The sequence below is a fragment of the Pseudomonas sp. CFBP13508 genome, from assembly GCF_005233515.1.
Taxonomy (GTDB): domain Bacteria; phylum Pseudomonadota; class Gammaproteobacteria; order Pseudomonadales; family Pseudomonadaceae; genus Aquipseudomonas; species Aquipseudomonas mercuritolerans.
On record NZ_QFZZ01000015.1, the window covers coordinates 1 to 21,506 of the forward strand.

Genomic DNA, 21,506 nt, shown 5'->3' on the forward strand with positions numbered 1-21,506 from the left:
ACTTCGTTTACGGAGTGCTCAAGTCAGGACTGCCATATGACCCGAAACTTGCGCTTGCCCGGTGAGGCTCAAGACGGTATCTACATTTGGAATGCAGTCCCATGTAGGAGCTGCCGAAGGCTGCGATCTTTTGCTTTCAAAGGGTGAAATCGCCCTCAGCCACCAGCTCGCTCAGCGGGCGACGCGGGCTCGGCGTTTCGCGGGCTTGCAGGTACTCGGCCAGGGTGGCCTTGTCACCGAGTTTGCCCACCGCCACTGCCGCGTGCAGGGCGTATTCCTCAGGAATGTTCAGTTCCTTGCGGGTCAACTCCTGATCGAAGCCGGCCATGCCGTGGGTGTGCCAGCCGCTGAGGCTCGCTTGCAGCGCCAGATGGCCCCACGCCGAACCGGTATCGAAGGTATGCCACAGGGCAGGGGATTCTTCCGTCGCACCCGGTGCAGTGAACGTGGTCTTGGAAATAACGATCACCAGCGCCGAAGCGTGCTGTGCCCAGCTGCGGTTGAATTCGTTGAGCAGGCCCAGATAACGCTCCCAGTTCGGTGTATCGCGACGTGCATAGAGGAAGCGCCACGGTTGCGAGTTGTACGCCGACGGCGCCCAGCGCGCGGCTTCGAAAAAGCTCAGCAGGGTTTCTTCAGCAATCGCTTCGCCGGTGAAGGCGCGGGGCGACCAGCGCTCGGTGAACTGCGGGTGAATGGCGTAATCGGCAACGCGAGGGTTGGCACTCATGCAGGATTCCTTGCAACGGAGGGGGAAGAAGTTCGCTGCAAAACCCTACTGGGCGGCGCTGGGGCTGACAAGCGGATTTACCGACAGTCGCCAGCGCTTGGCCCTTGCGCTCGCTGGCACTAGACTGGCGGCCTTTTCACCACCTTGATGTTGATGCTTGAGCCATGGCCGCGATAGTCGAACCGTTCTGGAAACGCAAAACCCTCGATCAACTCGATCATGAGGAATGGGAATCGCTGTGCGACGGCTGCGGTCTGTGCTGCCTGCAAAAGCTCGAGGACGAAGAAGACAACAGCGTCTATTACACGCGCATCGCCTGCAAACTGCTGGATCTGAAGACCTGCCAGTGCAGCGATTATCCGAACCGGATCAAGTTTGTCCCCGACTGCATTCAGCTAACGCCAGGGCAGGCGGAAGAATTCAAATGGCTGCCGCCAACCTGTGGTTATCGTCTGGTCAGCGAAGGCAAGGATCTGCCGTTATGGCATCACCTGGTGTGTGGCGACCGCGATGCGGTGCACCATGAGCGGATTTCCCAGTCCGGGCGCATGCTCGCCGAAGGCAGCGTGCCGGAGGATGACTGGGAAGATCATCTGATTTTTCGCGCGGGCTGATGAAGTGGTGGGTTCTTGAACCCGTAAAGATCAAAAGATCGCAGCCTTCGGCAGCTCCTACCATGGAAAACGTGATTCCGTGTAGGAGCTGCCGGAGGCTGCGATCTTTTGCTTTAAAACCTCAAACCCCAGCCTTCGGCGAGGTCAGCGAATCATTGCCGGTAACGGTCGCCGTTTCGGTGGCCACCTCGGCATTGGTTTTCAGCTTGCTCAGTTCTTCCCCGGCGCGTTCGATCTTCGCCCGCACGTTGCTCATGTCCTGACGGCCTTTTTCCAGCAGGCTTTTCGCCGAGCAGTGCCCGGTAATGCCACGGGCCACGGCCATGCCGCCGAGCGCCACTTGAATCAGGCCGAACACGCCGCCACGGCGCAGGCCCTTGCCGACCATCAGGACGCCGCCGGTCAACGAGCCGACGCGCTCCCAGCCGTGCACGTTTTTATGCGAAGGCGACTGGAACGGGGTGGATTCGATGCGTTCTACGCGTTTGAGCTCGCTCATGATCTATCTCCAGGCAGGGTGCGATTGATAGATAAGCTGACTGCCACGGCGGTCAGCTTGTTCCATCGAATGTGCGACGCTTCAGCGGAATTTCGGCCCGGAGCGGGTGTTCAAGCCTTTGGCCATACGATCGTAGAGCACGACGTTGACCGTGGCGGCGAGGTTCATGCAGCCGGTGGTCGGGATGTACACGACGTCTTCGCACCAGTCGCGAATCTCTTTATCCAGCGAACCGTCTTCCGGGCCGAAGATGTACAGGGCGCGGTCGGGGTGGGTGTATTCCGGCAATGGGCGGGCGCCTTCGACCAGTTCCACGGCGACGGGCACGCAGTTGAGCGGGAGGATTTTTTTCAGGTCGTCGATGCCGATCAGCGGGATGTCGTAGTGCACGCGTTTGGTGTCGGTGACGAAGTCGGCGGCGCGTTCATAACGCTTGCCGGTGTAGAACACCGACGCCACGCCATAACAGCCTGCGGCGCGCATCACCGAACCGACGTTCTCTGGTGATTTGGGGTTATACAAACCAATGCAGCTGTACCGTTTGTCTGCCACGAGCGGGGTGCCTTCGGGAAAAAGAGCGCGATTATACGGGGATTGGGGGAGGGCGGGCAGATTCGAGATTTGTGATGTCTGGTCGGCCGCCTTCGCGAGCAGGCTCGCTCCCACAGGGGAACGCATTCCAACTGTGGGAGCGAGCCTGCTCGCGAAAGGGCCAGCTCAGGCGATGAAAGTCTTCAGTCTTCTTTTTTCATCAGGCCAGCCAGGGCGGCAAACGGGTTATGCGTGGCCTTGGCGATCTTTGGTGTGCTCAGCGAGCCGTCGCCGAAATACTGCTGATCGGTATAACGCGAGTGTTCGTTGTCGTGGCAATACAGGCACAACAGCTCCCAGTTCGAGCCGTCCTGCGGGTTGTTGTCGTGGTTGTGGTCGCGGTGGTGCACGGTCAGTTCGCTCAGGCGCTTGCCGGAAAACTCACGGGCGCAGCGGCCGCAGACGTGCGGGTACATCTTCAGGGCCTTGTCGCGGTAGCCCATTTCCTTGTCGCGCTGGTTGTCGGCGAGGATGCGGTCCAGCTTCGACGTGTTGGTGGGGGTGGACGAACTCATGGGTTCACCTTTGCAGAAAGACTGATGACGGTTATGCGCAGAGTTTAGCTCAGCCCTTGAGCTTCTCGGCAATCCAGATCGTGTGGCGGGTGCCCTTGTTGCCGTGGGCGAAGACCTGGACTTCTTCGGCCTTGAAGCCGGCCTTCTTCAATTTGTCGGAAAACTGCCGGTCGGCGCTGGCCGACCACACCGCGAGCACGCCTTTGGGGCGCAGGGCCTTGGCGCAGGCATTCAGACCAGCAGCCGAATACAACCAACTGTTGGCCTTTTGAGTCAGGCCTTCAGGGCCGTTGTCGACGTCGAGCATGATCGCGTCGAAACCGTTCGGCTCGCTTTGCAGGACGTTGGCCACATCTTCCATGCGGATCACCGTTCGCGGATCGAGCAATGGGCGACCGGATTTTTCCCCGAGCGGGCCGCGATTCCACTCGACTACGCCGGGCACCAGCTCAGCGACCACCACTTCGGCGGACTTGCCCAGATGCTTGAGTGCCGAGGCGAGGGTGAAGCCCATGCCCAGGCCGCCGATCAACACCCGCGAATTCGGCCGGCCGGCGACCTTGCGGCAGGGAATCTCGGCCAGTGCGTCTTCTGAACCGTGCATGCGCGTGTTCATCAACTGCCCGCCGTCGCCACCCTGGATCTTGATGACGAAGTCCTCGCCATACTCGAACAGGCACAAGGCACCGCCGTTTTCAGGGATCGGGGTGGTGTCGAGCAGAACGAAACGTTTCATGGAAATCTCTACAGGGGGGAAGGCAAGCAGGCGCGTTGGGAGTAGCCTGAGCACAGACTAAGGCCAAACGGAGCCCTTGATGAAGCGCACCATTCTAACGGTCATTACCCTGGCCGCGCTCGCGATTACTGCAGTGCAGGCCCAGCAGAGCATTCCCGTCAGCCCGACGCCGCAGCCCGGTTCGCCCGGCACCGCGACGCCGACGCCGTATCCGCAGATCACCCCGATCACCCTGCCCAAGTCGGGCGCCGGCAGCGGCAGCCCGCCGCTGGTGCCGATCGAAATGCCCAGCCCGCCGAGCAAGGATCAACCGGTGCCGGGCATCGAGCCGAACGGCAACAAGGTCAAGTCCCCCGGCGGTTAAACCTGTTGCGCGGCGAGTTGGCCGTCGGCCATGCGCAGGCGTTTGGACAGCGAGACGGCGAGGGCGCGGATGATTTTTGCGGCGATTTTCGGTGCGTCGTTGAGCATTTTTTCCAGCGAGTCCTTGCCCAGGTTGAGCAACTGACAGTTGCTCGCCGCGATGCACGTGGCCGAGCGGCGTTCGCCGTCGAGCACGGCCATTTCACCGAAGGCGCGGCCGCTGCGCAGGGTGGCCATGGTGATGACCTGGCCGTCGGCGCCGGTTTTCTGCACGGCGACCTGGCCGGTGTGGATGATGCACATGAAACTGCCGGCATCGCCCTCGCGAAAAATCGCCTCGCCCTCAGCCACGGTGCTGATGCTGAAGTAACCGGAAGCGGCCGCAAAGTCGGCCAGCTGCAATTGATCGAACAGGCCACAGTCCATCAGCCAGTCGCGGATTTCGTTGTTCAGAAAGGTCGGTTCAGACATGTCGATGCGGTCTTTTTGTTATCACTGTTTCCAAGGAGCACACGGTCTCCATGTAGGAGCTGCCGAAGGCTGCGATCTTTTGATCTTGTTGTTCAAAACAAGGACCAAAAGATCGCAGCCTTCGGCAGCTCCTACACAGGGAATCGGTGGAGGCTTTGGGTCTGCTGTTAAGACCCAAGCCACCCTCAGAGTTCCTCAGGCAATCTGCAAAACCTTGAACACAAATGCATATTCGAGCGCTACGTCACGTAATCCCTGATAACGCCCGCTCATACCGCCATGCCCGGCGCCCAGTTCGGTCTTGAGCAGCAGCACGTTGTCGTCGGTCTTGGTTGCGCGCAATTTCGCCACCCACTTGGCCGCCTCCCAATACTGCACACGGCTGTCGTTGTAGCCGGCGATCACCAGCAGTGGCGGATAAGCCTGCGCGGTGACGTTTTCGTACGGCGCGTAAGCCTTGATCCGATCATAGACGTCCGGTTCTTCCGGGTTGCCCCATTCGTCGTATTCGGTGACGGTCAGCGGTAGCTCGGGATCGAGCATGGTGTTGAGCACGTCGACGAACGGCACTTCGGCAATCGCTACGCCGAACAGATCCGGGCGCTGATTGAGCACCGCGCCGATCAGCAAACCACCGGCGCTGCCGCCGCTGATCGCCAGTTTCTCCGCCGAGGTGATGCCGTTGAGAATCAGGAATTCGGCGCAGGCGATGAAGTCGCTGAAGGTGTTGTGTTTGTGTTCCTGCTTGCCGGAGCGATACCAGGCTTCGCCCAATTCACCACCACCGCGTACGTGGGCGATGGCGAAAGCCATGCCGCGATCGAGCAGACTCAGGCGCGCGTGAGAAAACCACGGATCGAGGCTGGAACCGTAGGCGCCGTAACCGTACAGATACAGCGGCACCGGTCTGCCGATCATCTCGCGCTTCATCACCAGACTGATCGGCACTTGCGTGCCGTCCGGGGCAGTCGCCCACAGGCGCTGGCTGACATAGGCATCGGCATCGAACGGGCCGAGTACCGGGGTTTCCTTGAGCACCGTTTGCTCGCCGCTGGCGAGGATCAACTGGCGCACCTGGGCCGGGCGGTTCAACGCTTCGTAGCGCAAGCGAATGCGATCGCTCTCGAATTCCAGGCTGTTTTGCACATGCAGGCTGTAGGCCGCATCGGGCAATTGCACGCGATACGACGCCTGGCCCTGCGGGTGAACCTCAATGATCGGCAGACCACCTTCGCGCAGGCTCAAGGTCATCGCCTCTGCGTTGAGGCTGACGCCGTCGAGCATCACATCATCGTTGTGCGGGATCAGGTTCTGCCAGTCGGCCTCGCTTGGCGGTACGCCAGTGTCCGGGGCCTGATACAGAGCGAAGTTGATGCCGTCGCGGTTGGTGCGGATAAACCAGGTCCAGACGCCATCGAGCAGGCCGTGGTCGACGTCGTATTCGTGATCTTCGACCCGTGGCGCCAGGCAGCTGAATGGCAGATGTGGCTGATTGGCGTCCAGCGCCCAGACTTCACTGGTGGTCTTGCTGCCCAGCGACAGCAGCAATTGCTGTTCGGAACTGGCGCGGTAGCAATGAAGGAAGAACCGCCCGTCCGGCTCGTGAAAAACCTCTTCGGCGGCAGTGCCGTCGAGGCGATAGCGGAACAGTTTATGCGGGCGATGGGTGTCGTCGAGCACACCGAAAAACAGGGTCAGGCTGTCGTTGGCCCAGGTCATGCTGCCGTCGCAGTCCTCGAATTCCAGTTCGCTGACCCTGTCGTTGGACAGCTCTTTGACGAACAGCGTGTAGACCTCGTCGCCCGAAGCGTCGACGCTGTAGGCCAGGCGCTGGTGATCAGGGCTGATGCTGAACGCACCGAGCGAGAAGAAGCCGCCGTTGGCCAGCGCATTCGGGTCGAGCAGCAGCTGCTCGCGGCTTTCATCTAGGGTCAGGCTGTCGTCGGCAGGACGCGGGCAGCGATAGTGCCGGGCGTATTCGTCACCGGCGGTGGTGCGCGTGTAATACAGGTAGGGTCCCCAAGGCGAGGGCAGTGACAGATCAGTCTCGAGAATCCGGCCCTTGATCTCATTGAACAGGCTTTCGCGCAGCTCGGCCTGATCGGCGGTTTGCGCTTCCTGATAAGCGTTTTCAGCCTTGAGGTAGTCGAGCACCGCGTCGGTGTCGCGCTCCTGCAGCCAGGCATACGGGTCGGCGCCGGGCGCCCGCTGGGCAATCGGGGCAGTCATGACATTGGCGGATTCGGGCATGGGAGGCTCTCGGACAATATTCGGAATTGGGTTGTTCGCAGGTCTTGAAAGCGCCGCAGCCCTTGTGGGAGCGAGCCTGCTCGCGAAAGCGGTGTGTCAGGCAACGCTGTTGCAACTGACAGTCCGTATTCGCGAGCAGGCTCACTCCCACAGGGGCGGCTGCTGGCCGTCTGGTATTGGGACAAGCCGCATGGGCGAAAAGTCGTTACTATAAGCGCCTATTTGCCTGCCTTGCCATGGACACCATGACCGAGAACGACTATCTGATCGCCTGGGGCCTTTACGCCTTTGCCGCCGTGGGCTGCCTGTTGGTATGGATGCGCCTGACCACCTGGATGTGGCGCTGGCTGCGCGAGCCGCTGCGTGTGCTGATGGCGGTGTTGCTGTTCAGCCCGACCATCGTCGATCCGGTGAAAGCCAAAGTTGCACCGGCCATCGCCATCACCGCCCTGGACATGCTGTTCAAGGTCGGCAACAACGCCTGGCGCGCGGTTTCCGATCTGTTCATGTACGGCATGATCGCCTTCGGGGTGTATCTGGTTTTCGTCTTGATCCGCCTGCCGATCGAGCGCGCCTCGACAGCGCGGCGTGAACGCGCCGAGGCCGCCAAGGCCGCCGCCCGTGCCGAAGAGCGCGACGATGATCAACCGTTCGGCGGCGCCGGTGATGACCGCTACGGTCGCCCGCCAGTGCCGAACAATCCGCAGCGCATGCGGGTCGAGCCGCGTCTGTAACCCGAGAGTCCGCACATGTGTGAATTACTGGGCATGAGTGCCAACGTGCCGACCGACATCGTGTTCAGCTTCACCGGCCTGATGCAGCGCGGCGGTCGTACCGGCCCGCACCGCGACGGCTGGGGCATTGCCTTCTACGAAGGGCGCGGCTTGCGTCTGTTTCAGGACCCGGCAGCGAGCAGCGAGTCGGAAGTGGCCAACCTGGTGCAGCGCTATCCGATCAAGAGCGAAGTGGTCATCGGCCACATCCGCCAGGCCAACGTCGGCAAGGTCTGCCTGTCCAACACCCACCCGTTCGTCCGCGAACTGTGGGGGCGCAATTGGTGTTTCGCGCACAACGGCCAGCTCGCTGACTTCACCCCGATCAAGAGTTTCTACCGCCCGGTCGGCGATACCGACAGCGAAGCGGCATTCTGCGACCTGCTCAACCGGGTACGCGCAGCCTTCCCCGAGCCGGTCGATATCGAAGTGCTGCTGCCGGATCTGGTCGCGGCTTGCGCTGAATATCGCAGTAAGGGCGTGTTCAATTGCCTGCTCAGCGACGGCGACTGGCTGTTCTGTTACTGCTCGACCAAACTGGCTCAGATCACCCGCCGCGCACCGTTCGGCCCGGCGCGGCTCAAGGATGTCGATGTGATTGTCGACTTCCAGGCCGAAACCACGCCCAACGACGTGGTCACGGTGATCGCCACCGAGCCTCTGACCGAAAACGAAACCTGGACCCGCTACGAACCGGGCCAATGGAGCCTGTGGCGACGCGGCGAATGCGTCAGCCAGGGCAAGACCGAATAAGGATTTGCATCCATGTTGCTCAGTTATCTACGGCTGGTGTTGTTTGCGGCGGGCCTGTTGATCGGTGTCCAGGTCCCGGGGTTCATCAACGATTATGCCCAGCGGGTCGAAGCGCACCTGATCGAAGCGCAGACCGGCCTGCGTGGTTTCCAAGGCACGGCCGACCAGTTTTTCAAAGGCGATATGCAGGCGCTGGTCGCGCATTACCGGGCCAGCGAAGACCCGATTTTCCGCAGCGATGCCGACAGCCTGAACACCTTGCTCACCCGCCAGGTCGCGCTGGACAAGCAATTCCAGGCGATGCAAGGCCCGTGGTATGTGCGCTTCCTGCAAGTGGTCCTGGCCGCCGATCCGGACATTCGCAAGGAAACCTGGAACGGCTACAGCTATCAGATCCTGCTGACGCCAGAGGCAATGATCTGGGGCATGAGCGGCGCGTTGCTACTGTCGTTCGGCATCGAATGCCTGTTCCGCCTGATCGACTGGGTAGTGCTCGGCGGCCGGCGTCTACGTCAGAGCCGGCCGATCGAAGATCGCGACGTACGCGGCCTCTAAGGGCTCCAGAGCAAAAGATCGCAGCCTGCGGCAGCTCCTACAGGGGAATGTGAACGCCTGGAGCTGCCGAAGGCTGCGATCTTTTGCTTTTCAAGTACACAACACGATGTAGGTTCCACCCACTCTGTGCGCATACCCCGCCAGCACCTGCTGACACAACGTCACAATCTCCTCGACCCACTCAACCCCGACCCGCCACGACACCACCACTGGCAGATTCGCCGGCCGCTGGTCAATGTCGAGCAAGATCAATTCGCCGCGCGCCAGTTCTTCGGCCACCAGCACCGGCGGCAGCGCGCCGATACCAAAGCCGTCACGCAACAAACGGGTAATCGCCGACACCGAATTCACGCAATTCAACCGGGGCGCCAGCACGCCGTTGGCCTGCATCAGGGCGACGATATCCTGATGCGGTCGCGAGTTTTTCGAGTAAGTGATGATCCGCTCCTGCGCCAGTTCGGCGAGGTCGGCGTAGTTGCGGTTGTAGATCGAATTGCTGGCGACGATCCAGCCCAGCGGATGGCTGGCCAACTCCAGGCTGCGCACGCTTTCGTGGCGGATCAGATCGGTTTGCAACACCAGATCGAGAAAACCTTTTTGCAGCTGATCGCAGAGGTTCAGCGCGGTATCCGCGACCAACTCGATCTCCACCCGTGGATACAGATCGGTCATCTGCGCCACCAGCGGGCTCAGCCACGTATGAATCACCGTGTCCATCACGCCGATACGCACCCGCCCGACCTTGCTCGAACGGGTCTCGATCGATTGTTTCAGCGCCGCCATGGTGTCGAGCATCTGTTCAGCGTAATCGAGCACCTTCAAGCCTTCCGGGGTCAGGCTGACGCCGCGTGAGTCGCGCAGAAACAGCTTCACGCCCAGTTCGCCTTCGAGCACCGCAATTCGGCTGGAAATCGACGCCTGGGTGGTGAACAGCTTGTCGGCGGTCAGGCGAAAACTCTTCAGGCGCGCGACCCAGACAAAGGTCTCGAGAAACTTCAGATTCATGGACAAGGCTCGGCTGACAAATTTTTCTTATGCCTAAGGCGGGTTTTTATTCGTTGGACGGCGCAGGGCAGGGCGACGAAAAATCGGCGCATCCGGTTCCCACGATAGGCGTCGTCGGAGCTTCGAACAAGACCAATAAAAGCCCTGCGGAGATTTGCCATGAGTGCTCCCGACACCCTCCCGTTATCCAAGCCTGTGACGCGCCCCGGGCCGTTCGACTGGTATCGCAACATCAACCAGCAGGAGCGCCGCACATTCTGGAGCTGCAAGATCGGTTACGGTCTGGACGGCATGGACACGCAGATGCTCAGCTTCGTTGTGCCGACGCTGATTGCGATGTGGGGCATCACCACTGGCGAAGCGGGGCTGATTCACACCAGCACCCTCATTGCCTCGGCCATCGGCGGTTGGGTCGCCGGGATCCTCTCCGACCGCATCGGCCGCGTGCGCACCCTGCAACTGACGGTGCTGTGGTTTGCCTTCTTCACCTTCCTCTGCGGTTTCGCGCAAAACTACGAACAATTGCTGATCGCTCGCACCCTGATGGGCTTCGGTTTCGGCGGTGAATGGACCGCTGGCGCGGTGTTGATCGGTGAAGTGATCCGCGCCAAGGATCGCGGCAAAGCGGTGGGCATGGTGCAATCCGGCTGGGCGCTGGGCTGGGGCCTGACGGCGATTCTGTACGCGTTGCTGTTCTCCGTGTTGCCAGCGGAAGATGCCTGGCGCGCGCTGTTCATCCTTGGCATCGTGCCGGCGATATTCGTGATTTTTGTCCGTCGCCTGGTGAAGGATCCTGAGATTTATCGCGAAGCCAAAGCCGCGCAAACCCCGGAAAACCCGGCGAGGTTCTACGAGATCTTTGCCCCTGGCATGCTCTTCACCACGTTTCGCGCGTCGTTGCTGACCACCGGTGCGCTGGGCGGTTATTACGCGATCACCTCCTGGCTGCCGACCTTCCTCAAGAATGAACGCGGGTTGAGCGTGCTCGGCACCGGTGGTTATCTTGCGATGGTAATCGTCGGTTCCTACGTCGGCTATGTGATCAGCGCTTATCTGACCGACCTGCTCGGACGGAAAAAGAATTTCATCTTGTTCGCGGTCGGCTCATTCACCATCGTTCTGCTCTACACGCAGATGCCGGTCAGTAACGGCGTGATGCTGTGGCTGGGCTTTCCGCTGGGCTTCTTCGCCTCGGGGATTTTCAGCGGCATGGGCGCGTTTCTCACCGAATTGTTCCCCACACGGATTCGCGGCTCGGGCCAGGGTTTCTGCTACAACATCGGCCGCGCACTGGCTGCGTTGTTTCCGCTGCTGATCGGCCTGCTCAGTCAGAAAGTGCCATTGAGCATGGGCATCGGCGCCTTCGCGGCGGTTTCTTACGGCGTGGTGATTCTCGCGGCGCTGAGCCTGCCGGAAACCCGTGGCAAGCAACTCGACGCGCAGTAACTGATACCCTGCGCAGAAGTCTCCTACAGATAAAAAGACCAGCAGCTACAGGAGTGTTCACCGTGAGCCGCCTGCTATTGAATTGCGACATTGGCGAGAGCTTCGGCAGCTGGACCATGGGTCTGGACGCCGAAGTCATGCCCTTCATCGATTGCGCCAACGTTGCCTGTGGTTTCCATGCCGGCGACCCGAGCATCATGCGCAAAACCGTGGCGCTGGCCCTCGAACACGGCGTGCAGATTGGCGCGCACCCGGCCTATCAGGATCTGGTCGGATTCGGCCGGCGCTCCATGGCGTATTCCGCGCAAGAGCTGCAGGACATCCTGCATTACCAGATCGGCGCCCTCGACGGCATCTGCAAGGCGCAGGGCGGGCGTGTGAGTTACGTCAAACCCCACGGCGCGATGTACAACGACATGATGGCCAACCCGGCGCAGTTGCGCGCAGTGGTGCAGGCCGTGGCCGCTTATGACCGCAGCTTGCCGCTGATGTTGATGGCGACCCGAGACAACGCTGCGGCGCAGCAGATCGGCGATGAATACGGCGTAACTCTTTGGTTTGAAGCGTTCGCCGACCGTGCCTACGACAGCGCTGGCCGGCTGGTCTCACGGCAACTGCCGGGCGCCGTGCATCACGATGCCGGAAAAATCATCGAGCAAGCGTTGACCATCGCCCGTGGCGGCGAACTCAGCGCCAGCGATGGTAGCGCCTTGATCCTGCGCGCCAATACCTTGTGCGTCCACGGCGACAACGCCAGTTCCGTGGCCGCCGTGCGGCATATTCGTCAGGCCTTGCAGCAGTCGAGTGCGTCATGAATCCACGGGTTGAAGTGGTGGCGCTCGATTGCCTGATGCTGCGTCTGTTCGATGAAATCGCCGAAGCCAACATGCCGTGGATGCTCGCCGCCAGCGAGCGCTTGCGCGCGGCATTCGGCGCGCAGCTGATCGATCTGGTGCCGTCCTATACGACGCTGATGGTGCATTACGATCTGACGCTGTTGAGTCCGGCGCAGGCGCGCGAATTGATCGCCGAGGCGTTGGTTGACCTGTCGCCAAATGCGCGAAGCGCTGGGCAGTGTCATGTCTTGCCGGTCTGGTATGACTTGAGTGTCGGCCCGGAACTGAGCCTGTTGGCCGAACGCAGCGGGCTGGCGGTGAAGGAGGTGATTCGTCGCCACAGCGCACGGGAATATCAGGTGTTCGCTCTTGGCTTTGCGCCGGGTTTTGCCTTCATGGGCCTGGTCGAAGAAATGCTCGCCGCGCCACGCTTGAGCACACCGCGCAAGAAAGTCGCCGCCGGCAGCGTCGGTATCGCCGAACGGCAGACCGCAGCGTATCCGGTGGTCTCGCCCGGTGGCTGGAACCTGATCGGGCGCACCCCGGCGAAACTGTTTGATCGCCATCGCGACGGCTACAGCCTGATGCAACCGGGCGACACGGTGCGCTTCGAAGCCGTCGATCACGCCGAATTCATACGCTTGGGCGGCGATGACACCCCACTGGAGGCGTTGGCATGAGTCGATTGACGATCGAAGCCAGCACACCGCTGTGCCTGTTGCAGGATGCCGGGCGGTTTGGCGTGCGACATCTGGGCGTGACCCAGGGCGGCGCGGCGGATTGGTGCTCGATGAGCTGGGCCAATTGGCTGTTGGGTAATGAACTGGATGCGGCGGTGGTTGAAATCACCCTCGGCGGGTTTGCCGTGGTGGCTGAGGAGGATTGCCTGTTGGCGCTGGCAGGAGCGGATCTCGGCGCGCAGATCGACGGCCAACCGCTGGCGCCGTGGCGCAGCTTCCGGTTGGCGAAAGGGCAGACATTGCGCTTCACCCAGCCGTTGCTCGGCGGCCGGGCTTATTTGGCCGCACCCGGTGGTTTCACTGCGCCGAAGGTATTGGGCAGCAGTGCCACGGTGCTGCGCGAAGAATTGGGCGGGCTTGATGGCATGGGCCTTCCGCTCGCCAAAGGGGCAGTGCTCGGTTACAGCGGCGAAGCGTTGGCAGTACGGGAAATGCCTTCGGCGCTGCGGCCGGATTTCAAAACGCATGCGCCTTTGGACTTGGTGCTCGGAGCTCAGATCGGCCAGTTCAGCGGGCAGAGCCTGTTCGATGTCTTCAACAGCGCCTGGACCATCGACAGTCGCGCCGACCGCATGGGCATACGCTTGCTCGGTGCGGCGTTGCAATATCAGGGCGCGCCGATGATTTCCGAAGGGATTCCGTTGGGCGCGGTTCAGGTGCCGCCGGACGGGCAGCCGATTGTGTTGCTCAATGATCGGCAGACCATTGGTGGCTATCCGCGCCTGGGCGCGTTGACACCGCTGGCACTGGCAAGATTGGCGCAATGCCTGCCGGGAGCGAAAGTGAGAATGAGGCCGGTGGTGCAGGACGTCGCGCACCGCGAGCATGTCGAATATTTGCAGCGCTTCAAAGATCGCTAAAAGCTTCGCGAGCAGGCTCGCTCCCACAGGTAAAAGCATTCCAATGTGGGAGCGAGCCTGCTCGCGAAGGCGTTCGTCGAGTTAACGATTATTTGGAAAGAAACCGCATCCCTTCCTCAAGCCCGCGCAGCGTTAGCGGATACATCTGATCCTCGATCAGATCGCGGACGATGTTGGTCGACGAGGTATAGCCCCACGTGTCCTTCGGATACGGGTTGATCCAGATGAGCTTCTTGTATTTCTCCATGAAGCGCTGCATCCACACGTAACCCGGCTCTTCGTTCCAGTGCTCGACGCTGCCGCCAGCCTGGGTGATTTCGTAGGGCGCCATGGCGGCGTCACCGATAAAGATCACTTTGTAGTCGGCGCCGTATTTGTGCAGCAGATCCTGGGTCGAGGTGCGTTCGGAAGTGCGGCGCATGTTGTTCTTCCACGCTGATTCATAAATGAAGTTGTGGAAGTAGAAGTACTCCAGGTGCTTGAACTCGGTCTTGCAGGCCGAGAACAATTCCTCGCAGATCTTTACGTGCGCGTCCATCGAGCCGCCGATGTCGAACAACAGCAACAGCTTCACCGTGTTGCGCCGTTCCGGGCGCATCTGGATATTCAGCAGGCCGGCGTCCTTGGCGGTGTGGTCGATGGTGCCGTCGATGTCGAGTTCTTCCGCCGCACCCTGGCGGGCGAACTTGCGCAGACGACGCAGGGCGACCTTGATGTTGCGCGTGCCCAGTTCCACTGAATCGTCGAGGTTCTTGTACTCGCGCTGGTCCCAGACCTTGACCGCTTTGCCCTGACGCTTGCCGGCATCGCCAACCCGGATGCCCTCCGGGTTGAAACCGCCGGAGCCGAACGGACTGGTGCCACCGGTGCCGATCCACTTGTTGCCGCCGGCATGGCGTTCCTTCTGTTCTTCCAGACGCTTCTTGAACTCTTCGATGAGTTTGTCCAGCCCGCCAAGGGACTGGATCTGCGCGCGTTCTTCGTCGCTCAGCGAGCGCTCGAATTCCTTGCGCAGCCAGTCTTCGGGAATCAGCGCCTGCAAGTGATCGTCGAGTTTTTCCAAGCCGTTGAAATAGGCGCCGAACGCGCGGTCGAACTTGTCGAAATGGCGTTCGTCCTTCACCAGAATCGCCCGCGACAAGAAATAGAACTCGTCCATGTCGGCGAAGGTCACGCGCTGTTTCAGCGCGTTGATCAGGTCCAGCAGCTCGCGCACCGAGACCGGTACCTTGGCTGCACGCATTTCGTTGAACAGGTTGAGCAACATGGCAGCAGCCTCTTAGCGGGTGCCGCGCCGGCTCATGAACGCCAGGCGCTCAAGCAGTTGCACGTCCTGTTCGTTCTTCACCAGCGCGCCTGCCAGTGGCGGGATGGCCTTGGTCGGATCGCGCTCGCGCAGCACCGCTTCGCCGATATTGTCGGCCATCAGCAGTTTCAGCCAGTCGACCAGCTCGGACGTCGAAGGTTTTTTCTTCAGGCCCGGTACCTTGCGCACGTCGAAGAACACGTCGAGCGCTTCGCTGACCAGATCCTTCTTGATGTCCGGGTAGTGCACGTCGACGATTTTCTGCAGGGTAGTGCGGTCGGGGAAGGCGATGTAGTGGAAGAAGCAGCGGCGCAGAAAGGCGTCCGGCAGTTCTTTTTCGTTGTTGGAAGTAATGATGATGATCGGGCGCTTCTTGGCCTTGATGGTCTCGTCGATCTCGTAAACGTAGAACTCCATCTTGTCGAGTTCTTGCAACAGGTCGTTGGGGAACTCGATGTCGGCCTTGTCGATTTCGTCGATCAGCAGGATCACCCGCTCCTCGGACTCGAAGGCTTCCCAGAGCTTGCCCTTCTTCAGATAGTTGCGCACGTCGTGGACTTTTTCATTGCCCAGTTGCGAGTCGCGCAAACGGCTGACCGCGTCGTACTCGTACAGACCCTGATGGGCCTTGGTGGTGGACTTGATGTGCCAGGTGATCAGCTTGGCACCGAACGATTCGGCCAGTTGCTCGGCGAGCATGGTCTTGCCGGTGCCCGGTTCACCCTTGACCAGCAGCGGCCGTTCCAGGGTGATGGCGGCGTTGACCGCCAGCTTCAGGTCATCGGTGGCGACATAGGCCTGGGTGCCTTCGAACTTCATCTGCAGATCCTCGAACGGTAACGCCGACCTGACGGGCAGGGCGGGGGCGAAATAATCGGATGCCCGACTATAACGCGCACGCCGGTCGACTGTGAACGCAGACGGCTTATTCAGTCTCTGAATGGAGCGTCACATGTTGACTCAGTCTCGGCGGATGGCCGAATATTTTGTCAACCGCAAAAATTAACCCTCATCCGGCTTCGGCCGTTCGTACCGCGCATTGAATGCCTGGATGAAGCCATTGCGCAAAATCTGCAAAAACGCTTCGAAGGCGTTGACGTTCTGCTGGTGAACATTGCCGCTGAGTTCGACGCGGGTGGCGAACTGGTTTTTGTTCTGGTTCTTCAGCACGGTCTCGGTGCCGCCGACCAGCGCTTCCCAGATTGAGCGGAACAGGCCTTTGTTCTTGTTTTCGACGTCTTGCTGCCAGTTGAATACGTCGACGTCGCGCAGCAGGGGTTTGATGTAGCCGGTGAGTCGGGCTTTCTCTGCCTTCGCTTCGATAACCACATCGCCGTGGCCGGCGTTGAAGTCGAATTTGCCGTAGGCGGCGGCGAAGTCGTTCATGCGTTTGAGCTCGATGTCACGGGCGCGCAGGCGGAATTCGAAGTCTTCGAAGTTGCTCAGTGGATCGAAGGTGGCGGTGGTTTCAAGTGGCGCGTGGCCTAGGAGCAACGCCTTGCCTTCAAAGCGCGCGTCGCGCTTGCCTTCCTTGTCGACCACATTGGTCAGGTTGTAGATGCTGGCGTTGACGTTGCTGGCGTTCATGTTCACCGGCGGCTTGGAGTTGAAGTTGCGGAAGGTGATACGGCCGTCGTTGATCTGCACTTCATCGAGGGTGATCGGCAGCAGCTTGCCCAACTGCTCACGCCAGTCGGTGCCCTGACCGGTCTGCGAGTTCTGTTTGTTGGGGCCGCCGTCGACGAAGTTGATTTCGGGGTTGAGAAATTGCACCTGCGCGACCACGGCATGGTCGTACCACAACGAATGCCAGCTCACCGACAGATCGATCAACGGCGCATCGACGAACGGCACCGGCACCTTGCCATCGACCTTGACGATTTTCAGGCCATTGATTTTGTAGGCGCCGCGCCACAGCGCGAGGTCGACATCGGTGATCTGGCCACGGTAATCGCCCATGTCCGCGAGCTTGTCATTGAGGTAGTCGCGTACCAGATAGGGCAGGGCGAAATGCAGGGCGACCAGCAGCACCACGACACCCGCCAGGGTCCAGAGCGGCCAGCTGTAACGACGTTTCATGCCATTGTTCCTTCAAGAGTGTGGCTTGACGATTCAAAGCGATTGACTCCGCGCGTTTGCAGACGTTCGACCCGACTGGACTGTGATCGGCAACGGGCTTACCTTGGAAGGCTGAATTCAACGCTGCATAAGGACCCAGCCATGAGCCGTATTTACGCTGACAACGCCCATTCCATCGGTAATACGCCGCTGGTCCAGATCAACCGCATCGCGCCGCGCGGGGTCACCATCCTCGCCAAGATCGAGGGGCGCAATCCCGGTTACTCGGTCAAATGCCGGATCGGCGCCAACATGATCTGGGACGCCGAAAGCAGCGGCAAACTCAAGCCAGGCATGACCATTGTCGAGCCGACTTCAGGTAATACCGGTATCGGTCTGGCCTTCGTTGCCGCTGCGCGTGGCTATAAATTGATGCTGACCATGCCGGCGTCGATGAGCATCGAGCGCCGCAAGGTTCTGAAAGCCTTGGGCGCGGAACTGGTATTGACCGAGCCGGCCAAGGGCATGAAGGGCGCCATCGAGAAAGCTGCGGAAATCGTCGCCAGCGATGCCGATAAATACTTCATGCCGGCGCAGTTCGATAACCCGGCCAACCCGGCGATTCATGAGAAGACCACCGGCCCGGAAATCTGGAACGACACCGACGGCGCCGTGGATGTGCTGGTGGCTGGGGTAGGCACCGGCGGAACCATTACTGGGGTCTCGCGGTATATCAAGAACACCGCCGGGAAACCGATTCTGTCGGTGGCCGTCGAGCCAGCGTCTTCGCCCGTCATCACCCAGGCTCTGGCCGGTGCCGAAATCAAGCCGAGCCCGCACAAGATTCAGGGCATCGGTGCCGGTTTTGTGCCGAAGAACCTTGATCTGTCGATGGTCGATCGCGTCGAGCAGGTGACCGATGAAGAATCCAAGGCCATGGCTTTGCGCCTGATGCAGGAAGAGGGGATTTTGTGCGGCATTTCCTGTGGTGCTGCCATGGCGGTGGCGGTGCGTCTGGCGGAGAAACCAGAGATGCAGGGCAAAACCATCGTCGTGGTGCTGCCGGATTCGGGTGAGCGTTACCTGTCGAGCATGCTGTTCAGTGACCTGTTTACCGAGCAGGAGAACCAGCAGTAAGCCTGTTGATTCATGTCAGCCAGGGTTCAGGCGCCGCATGTTAATAAAGGCTTTGTTGCGTAATGCTTAACACTGAATCTTGTGTCAGGCGGGTTTTTCCCGGAGCCGGTAGTGTTTATCATGGCCGGCTGCCATGCCGGGAAAAGGGCATTGCGCAGCGTTGTCTTTATTCAAGGAGTCGTTGATGACCGTTTCGTTTGCCGCCAAGGCGTTTGTGCTGTTGCTGTTTCTGGGCAGCACGCTCTATGTGCATTTGCGCGGCAAGGCGCGTTTGCCGGTATTGCGCCAGTTCGTCAACCACTCCGCACTGTTCGCTCCGTACAACGCGTTGATGTACCTGTTTTCCGCAGTGCCATCCAGACCGTATCTGGATCGCAGCAAGTTTCCGGAGCTGGATGTACTGCGCGACAACTGGGAAACCATTCGCGACGAAGCCATGCACTTGTTCGACGAAGGCTACATTCGCGCCGCCGAGAAGAACAACGATGCTGGTTTCGGTTCGTTTTTCAAGAAGGGCTGGAAGCGTTTCTATCTGAAGTGGTACGACAAACCGCTGCCATCGGCCGAAGCCCTGTGCCCGAAAACCGTGGCGCTGGTCAGTGCCATACCCAACGTCAAGGGCGCGATGTTCGCGCTGCTGCCGGGCGGCAGTCACCTCAATCCGCACCGTGACCCGTTCGCCGGCTCCCTGCGTTATCACCTCGGCCTGTCGACACCCAACTCCGACGATTGCCGGATCTTCGTCGACGGTCAGGTCTATGCCTGGCGCGACGGCGATGACGTGATGTTCGACGAGACTTACGTGCACTGGGTCAAGAATGAAACCGCTCAGACTCGAGTGATTCTGTTCTGTGACATCGAACGCCCGCTGAGCAACCGCCTGATGACCGGGATCAACCGCTTCATCAGCGGCTGGCTCGGCCGCGCCACCGCGCCGCAGAATCTGGACGACGAACGCGTTGGCGGCATCAACCAGGCCTATGCCTGGAGCAAGAACTTCAGCGACCGTTTCAGCGGCGTGGTCAAGCAGTGGAAGCGCCGCCATCCCAAGGCCTACAGGGTAATGCGCCCGGTGCTGGCGGTGCTGGTGCTGACGTTGCTGGGGTATTGGTTGTTTGGTTGAGGCTGGAACAGACAATAGAAAACCGCTCTTCGGGAGCGGTTTTTTATTGATAGGTTCAAGGACGGCCGGCGAGCAGGTTGGGCTCGGTCACGTCGGTTCCGTTTTCAAGGACCTGCAGAAAACGGCGCTGATTCGCGGATAACTCCAGTCGATCAAGCTTTTCCACCGGCTCGCGCAATTCCTTCTTGCTTGGGGATTTTCTTACGACTTTGCGCATACTCCCTCCCTCGCTGGTCAATAAATGAACAGATGTCACGATACTTTACTCTCCACTGGTAGAACAAGGCGACCTTGCACATCAAATGTGAAGCCGAGTTGTTGATAAACCGGAATGGCTCCCGGCATAGGTTCCTGAACTTCGATGACTTGGCTGCCAATAATTCGGGCGAATTCGTCGATGGCGAGCAATGCCAAAGCGGCTATTCGGTTTTTCAGCGGGTGAGCCTTTCCGGGTTTGCCCTCCAGTCGCACGATGCGAATCCGCTGGCGGCTATTGTTGGGATTTGCGAAGCATAGCCCGCAGAGCTCTTGTTCAAACCAGATTGCGATATCCAGAGACAGAGGTTCTCGAGCTTTCCAGACGACGACGTCTTCCCACGAGAAAATCGGGTCGTCCCAAGACTGATAAACTGCGAGTGCTTCAGCATCAATAGGCTCAAAGCGGACTTCAGACATGTCGGCTCCCGAAATGCATCGCATCTGCGCAGTCGCAACACCCGCCCGCTTCCTCGCCTCCGACCGATAAATTTGATACCGCAAATACGTCCGTTCCCTTGGCATATGATCTCTTGCATTCCATGTCTCCTGACAATCCGTTGCCGCGCCAATCACCCTAACCACCCGGCGCCAGACTGTCGCTACCGGCCCTTCGCCCAAGTCATTGCAATCTGTGTCTCGGGCTAGTTATAGTCAGCCCGCGAGCCGCCTGGCTCGCGCGTTCATTTCCTCAATAAAGATCAGCATTCATGCCTGCATCCTTCATCAACGCGGTAGTCGATTCAGCGGTCAACGCTGGCGTCGTGCCGTGCGGGAATCAGCAGCCTGTGCAGATCAGTCATTACCCTCCACCTGTCAGTAGCACGCCGGTGTGCGCAGTCGTTTCGCCGCCGGGCGTTGGTGTGCGGGGTTGATCGGCAGTTGCTGCTGACCCCTGCGCCCGCCAGAACAACCTACTGAATTTCAGCTTCGGCTGAGTTGGCTTCTTGCCTGACTACAGGTGGTATTCATGTTTGTCCTTTCGAAACAATCCGCGCTCGCGGCGGCGTCCACGAGCCTGTTCGTTCTGCTGTGGAGCAGCGGGGCGATTTTCTCCAAATGGGGCCTCGCCCATGCTTCGCCCTTTGCCTTTCTGCTGATTCGCTTCGCCATCGCCCTGTGCGGGCTGGTCTTGCTGGCGCCGCTGCTGAGATTGAAGTTGCCCAAGGGTGGCAAGCCGATGCTGTTCGCGATCGCCACGGGACTGGTGTTGCTCGGGGCCTATCAGATCTTTTATCTGCTGGCGCTGGACTGCAAAGTCACGCCGGGGGTGATGGCGACGATCATGGGCGTTCAGCCGATCCTTACCGTGGTCTTGATGGAACGGCAGCGTTCGGCGAGCCGCCTGTTCGGCTTGGCGCTGGGCCTGGCCGGGCTGATCATGGTGGTTTACCAGGGCATCGGTCTGGCCGGAATGTCCTGGGCCGGCATGCTGTTCGGTTTGCTGGCGCTGGCGAGCATGACGCTCGGCTCGATCATGCAAAAACGCATCACCGAAAATCCATTGGGTACGCTACCAGTGCAGTACCTGGCCGGGCTGTTGCTGTGCGCGGTGTTCGTACCGTTCCAGCCGTTCCACTTCGAACACAGCACAGGCTTCATTGTCCCGGTGTTATGGATGGGCCTGGTGGTTTCAGTGCTGGCGACGCTGTTGCTGTATCGACTGATCGCGCGGGGCAATCTCGTGAATGTCACCAGCCTGTTCTATCTGGTGCCAGCGGTGACGGCGGTGATGGATTACCTGATTTTCGGTAATCGTCTGGCGGCGTTGAGTGTGCTGGGGATGCTGCTGATCATTGTTGGATTGGTATTTGTGTTCCGTAAAACCGGATAGCCGATAGGCAGGTGGCGCTTGTTGCGCCGCCTTTCGCGAGCAGGCTCGCTCCCACA

Annotated in this window: 25 protein-coding genes; 12 read left to right on the forward strand and 13 right to left on the reverse strand. The window is 60.1% G+C overall.

The annotated features are described in order from the left end of the window. Positions 1–136 precede the first annotated feature (136 nt). Complete coding sequence (locus PspCFBP13508_RS26530) at positions 137–730, reverse strand: nitroreductase family protein (protein WP_137216218.1); 594 nt, start codon at positions 728–730, stop codon at positions 137–139. Between the two features lie 164 nt (positions 731–894). On the opposite strand from PspCFBP13508_RS26530, the gene PspCFBP13508_RS26535 reads away from it, so the two are divergent. Continuing rightward, the gene (locus PspCFBP13508_RS26535) at positions 895–1,344 is read left to right on the forward strand and encodes a YcgN family cysteine cluster protein (protein ID WP_016771232.1); all 450 of its coding nucleotides are present in this window, start codon (positions 895–897) and stop codon (positions 1,342–1,344) included. Positions 1,345–1,465: 121 nt separating this feature from the next. On the opposite strand, the gene PspCFBP13508_RS26540 is transcribed toward PspCFBP13508_RS26535, so the two are convergent. The 4 genes from PspCFBP13508_RS26540 to PspCFBP13508_RS26555 all read right to left on the reverse strand — a co-directional run bounded on the left by PspCFBP13508_RS26540 (position 1,466) and on the right by PspCFBP13508_RS26555 (position 3,685). Continuing rightward, complete coding sequence (locus tag PspCFBP13508_RS26540) at positions 1,466–1,843, reverse strand: DUF2892 domain-containing protein (protein WP_110645006.1); 378 nt, start codon at positions 1,841–1,843, stop codon at positions 1,466–1,468. An 81-nt stretch (positions 1,844–1,924) separates the two neighbouring features. Then, the gene (locus tag PspCFBP13508_RS26545) at positions 1,925–2,395 is read right to left on the reverse strand and encodes an RNA methyltransferase (protein ID WP_007911337.1); all 471 of its coding nucleotides are present in this window, start codon (positions 2,393–2,395) and stop codon (positions 1,925–1,927) included. Positions 2,396–2,577: 182 nt separating this feature from the next. Beyond that, a complete protein-coding gene (locus PspCFBP13508_RS26550) occupies positions 2,578–2,949 on the reverse strand; it encodes a YajD family HNH nuclease (protein ID WP_003222612.1) in 372 nt (123 codons plus the stop codon). Between the two features lie 49 nt (positions 2,950–2,998). Continuing rightward, a complete protein-coding gene (locus PspCFBP13508_RS26555) occupies positions 2,999–3,685 on the reverse strand; it encodes an MnmC family methyltransferase (RefSeq protein WP_016771229.1) in 687 nt (228 codons plus the stop codon). Between the two features lie 79 nt (positions 3,686–3,764). On the opposite strand from PspCFBP13508_RS26555, the gene PspCFBP13508_RS26560 reads away from it, so the two are divergent. After that, entirely contained in the window at positions 3,765–4,049 is a 285-nt protein-coding gene (locus PspCFBP13508_RS26560; protein ID WP_137216219.1) for a hypothetical protein, read from the forward strand. On the opposite strand, the gene PspCFBP13508_RS26565 is transcribed toward PspCFBP13508_RS26560, so the two are convergent. Continuing rightward, complete coding sequence (locus PspCFBP13508_RS26565) at positions 4,046–4,519, reverse strand: cyclic nucleotide-binding domain-containing protein (RefSeq protein ID WP_016771227.1); 474 nt, start codon at positions 4,517–4,519, stop codon at positions 4,046–4,048. The genes PspCFBP13508_RS26560 and PspCFBP13508_RS26565 overlap by 4 nt on opposite strands. Positions 4,520–4,714: 195 nt before the next feature. Next, positions 4,715–6,769 carry a S9 family peptidase gene (locus PspCFBP13508_RS26570; RefSeq protein WP_137216220.1) on the reverse strand — a complete coding sequence of 685 codons (2,055 nt, stop codon included), beginning with the start codon at positions 6,767–6,769 and terminating at the stop codon, positions 4,715–4,717. 236 nt (positions 6,770–7,005) lie between these two features. Here PspCFBP13508_RS26570 and PspCFBP13508_RS26575 point away from each other — a divergent pair, with 236 nt between their 5' ends. Genes PspCFBP13508_RS26575 through PspCFBP13508_RS26585 form a run of 3 tightly spaced genes read left to right on the forward strand, consistent with a single transcriptional unit; the run spans position 7,006 to position 8,850 of the window. Then, on the forward strand, positions 7,006–7,503 hold the full coding sequence (locus PspCFBP13508_RS26575; protein ID WP_016771225.1) for a hypothetical protein: 498 nt from the start codon (positions 7,006–7,008) through the stop codon (positions 7,501–7,503). Between the two features lie 15 nt (positions 7,504–7,518). Next, the gene (locus PspCFBP13508_RS26580; protein WP_024012022.1) at positions 7,519–8,295 is read left to right on the forward strand and encodes a class II glutamine amidotransferase; all 777 of its coding nucleotides are present in this window, start codon (positions 7,519–7,521) and stop codon (positions 8,293–8,295) included. Positions 8,296–8,307: 12 nt separating this feature from the next. Beyond that, positions 8,308–8,850, forward strand: a complete 543-nt coding sequence (locus PspCFBP13508_RS26585) for a DUF2937 family protein (RefSeq protein WP_016771223.1) — start codon at positions 8,308–8,310, stop codon at positions 8,848–8,850. 90 nt (positions 8,851–8,940) lie between these two features. Here the strand turns inward: PspCFBP13508_RS26585 and PspCFBP13508_RS26590 are convergent, their stop codons facing one another. Then, positions 8,941–9,855, reverse strand: a complete 915-nt coding sequence (locus PspCFBP13508_RS26590) for a LysR family transcriptional regulator (protein ID WP_137216221.1) — start codon at positions 9,853–9,855, stop codon at positions 8,941–8,943. Between the two features lie 159 nt (positions 9,856–10,014). Here PspCFBP13508_RS26590 and PspCFBP13508_RS26595 point away from each other — a divergent pair, with 159 nt between their 5' ends. The 4 genes from PspCFBP13508_RS26595 to PspCFBP13508_RS26610 all read left to right on the forward strand — a co-directional run bounded on the left by PspCFBP13508_RS26595 (position 10,015) and on the right by PspCFBP13508_RS26610 (position 13,737). Continuing rightward, positions 10,015–11,301, forward strand: coding sequence for an MFS transporter (locus tag PspCFBP13508_RS26595; protein WP_137216222.1), 1,287 nt, complete (start codon positions 10,015–10,017; stop codon positions 11,299–11,301). 62 nt (positions 11,302–11,363) lie between these two features. Next, on the forward strand, positions 11,364–12,116 hold the full coding sequence (locus PspCFBP13508_RS26600; protein WP_137216223.1) for a 5-oxoprolinase subunit PxpA: 753 nt from the start codon (positions 11,364–11,366) through the stop codon (positions 12,114–12,116). Continuing rightward, complete coding sequence (gene pxpB, locus PspCFBP13508_RS26605) at positions 12,113–12,817, forward strand: 5-oxoprolinase subunit PxpB (RefSeq protein WP_137216224.1); 705 nt, start codon at positions 12,113–12,115, stop codon at positions 12,815–12,817. Before PspCFBP13508_RS26600 ends, pxpB begins: the two co-directional genes overlap by 4 nt. Beyond that, the gene (locus PspCFBP13508_RS26610; RefSeq protein WP_137216225.1) at positions 12,814–13,737 is read left to right on the forward strand and encodes a biotin-dependent carboxyltransferase family protein; all 924 of its coding nucleotides are present in this window, start codon (positions 12,814–12,816) and stop codon (positions 13,735–13,737) included. Before pxpB ends, PspCFBP13508_RS26610 begins: the two co-directional genes overlap by 4 nt. Before the next feature lie 88 nt (positions 13,738–13,825). On the opposite strand, the gene PspCFBP13508_RS26615 is transcribed toward PspCFBP13508_RS26610, so the two are convergent. The 3 genes from PspCFBP13508_RS26615 to PspCFBP13508_RS26625 form a co-directional block, all read right to left on the reverse strand. Continuing rightward, positions 13,826–15,004 (reverse strand): VWA domain-containing protein, encoded by a 1,179-nt coding sequence (locus tag PspCFBP13508_RS26615; RefSeq protein ID WP_137216226.1) that lies wholly within the window; start codon positions 15,002–15,004, stop codon positions 13,826–13,828. 12 nt (positions 15,005–15,016) lie between these two features. Further along, positions 15,017–15,862 carry a MoxR family ATPase gene (locus PspCFBP13508_RS26620; protein ID WP_007911294.1) on the reverse strand — a complete coding sequence of 282 codons (846 nt, stop codon included), beginning with the start codon at positions 15,860–15,862 and terminating at the stop codon, positions 15,017–15,019. A 183-nt stretch (positions 15,863–16,045) separates the two neighbouring features. After that, the gene (locus PspCFBP13508_RS26625) at positions 16,046–17,122 is read right to left on the reverse strand and encodes a DUF748 domain-containing protein (protein WP_056783605.1); all 1,077 of its coding nucleotides are present in this window, start codon (positions 17,120–17,122) and stop codon (positions 16,046–16,048) included. 141 nt (positions 17,123–17,263) lie between these two features. On the opposite strand from PspCFBP13508_RS26625, the gene cysK reads away from it, so the two are divergent. Together cysK and PspCFBP13508_RS26635 are read left to right on the forward strand one after the other, a co-directional pair. After that, on the forward strand, positions 17,264–18,238 hold the full coding sequence (gene cysK / locus PspCFBP13508_RS26630; RefSeq protein WP_122505872.1) for a cysteine synthase A: 975 nt from the start codon (positions 17,264–17,266) through the stop codon (positions 18,236–18,238). A gap of 184 nt (positions 18,239–18,422) precedes the next feature. Continuing rightward, positions 18,423–19,361, forward strand: a complete 939-nt coding sequence (locus PspCFBP13508_RS26635) for an aspartyl/asparaginyl beta-hydroxylase domain-containing protein (protein WP_110645014.1) — start codon at positions 18,423–18,425, stop codon at positions 19,359–19,361. A 55-nt stretch (positions 19,362–19,416) separates the two neighbouring features. Here PspCFBP13508_RS26635 and PspCFBP13508_RS27490 read toward each other — a convergent pair whose 3' ends face one another. Together PspCFBP13508_RS27490 and PspCFBP13508_RS26640 are read right to left on the reverse strand one after the other, a co-directional pair. Beyond that, entirely contained in the window at positions 19,417–19,578 is a 162-nt protein-coding gene (locus tag PspCFBP13508_RS27490) for a hypothetical protein (RefSeq protein ID WP_016771212.1), read from the reverse strand. A 35-nt stretch (positions 19,579–19,613) separates the two neighbouring features. Further along, a complete protein-coding gene (locus tag PspCFBP13508_RS26640; protein WP_319636907.1) occupies positions 19,614–20,036 on the reverse strand; it encodes a hypothetical protein in 423 nt (140 codons plus the stop codon). Between the two features lie 550 nt (positions 20,037–20,586). On the opposite strand from PspCFBP13508_RS26640, the gene PspCFBP13508_RS26645 reads away from it, so the two are divergent. Next, positions 20,587–21,450 carry a DMT family transporter gene (locus PspCFBP13508_RS26645; protein WP_137216227.1) on the forward strand — a complete coding sequence of 288 codons (864 nt, stop codon included), beginning with the start codon at positions 20,587–20,589 and terminating at the stop codon, positions 21,448–21,450. Positions 21,451–21,506: the final 56 nt, after the last annotated feature.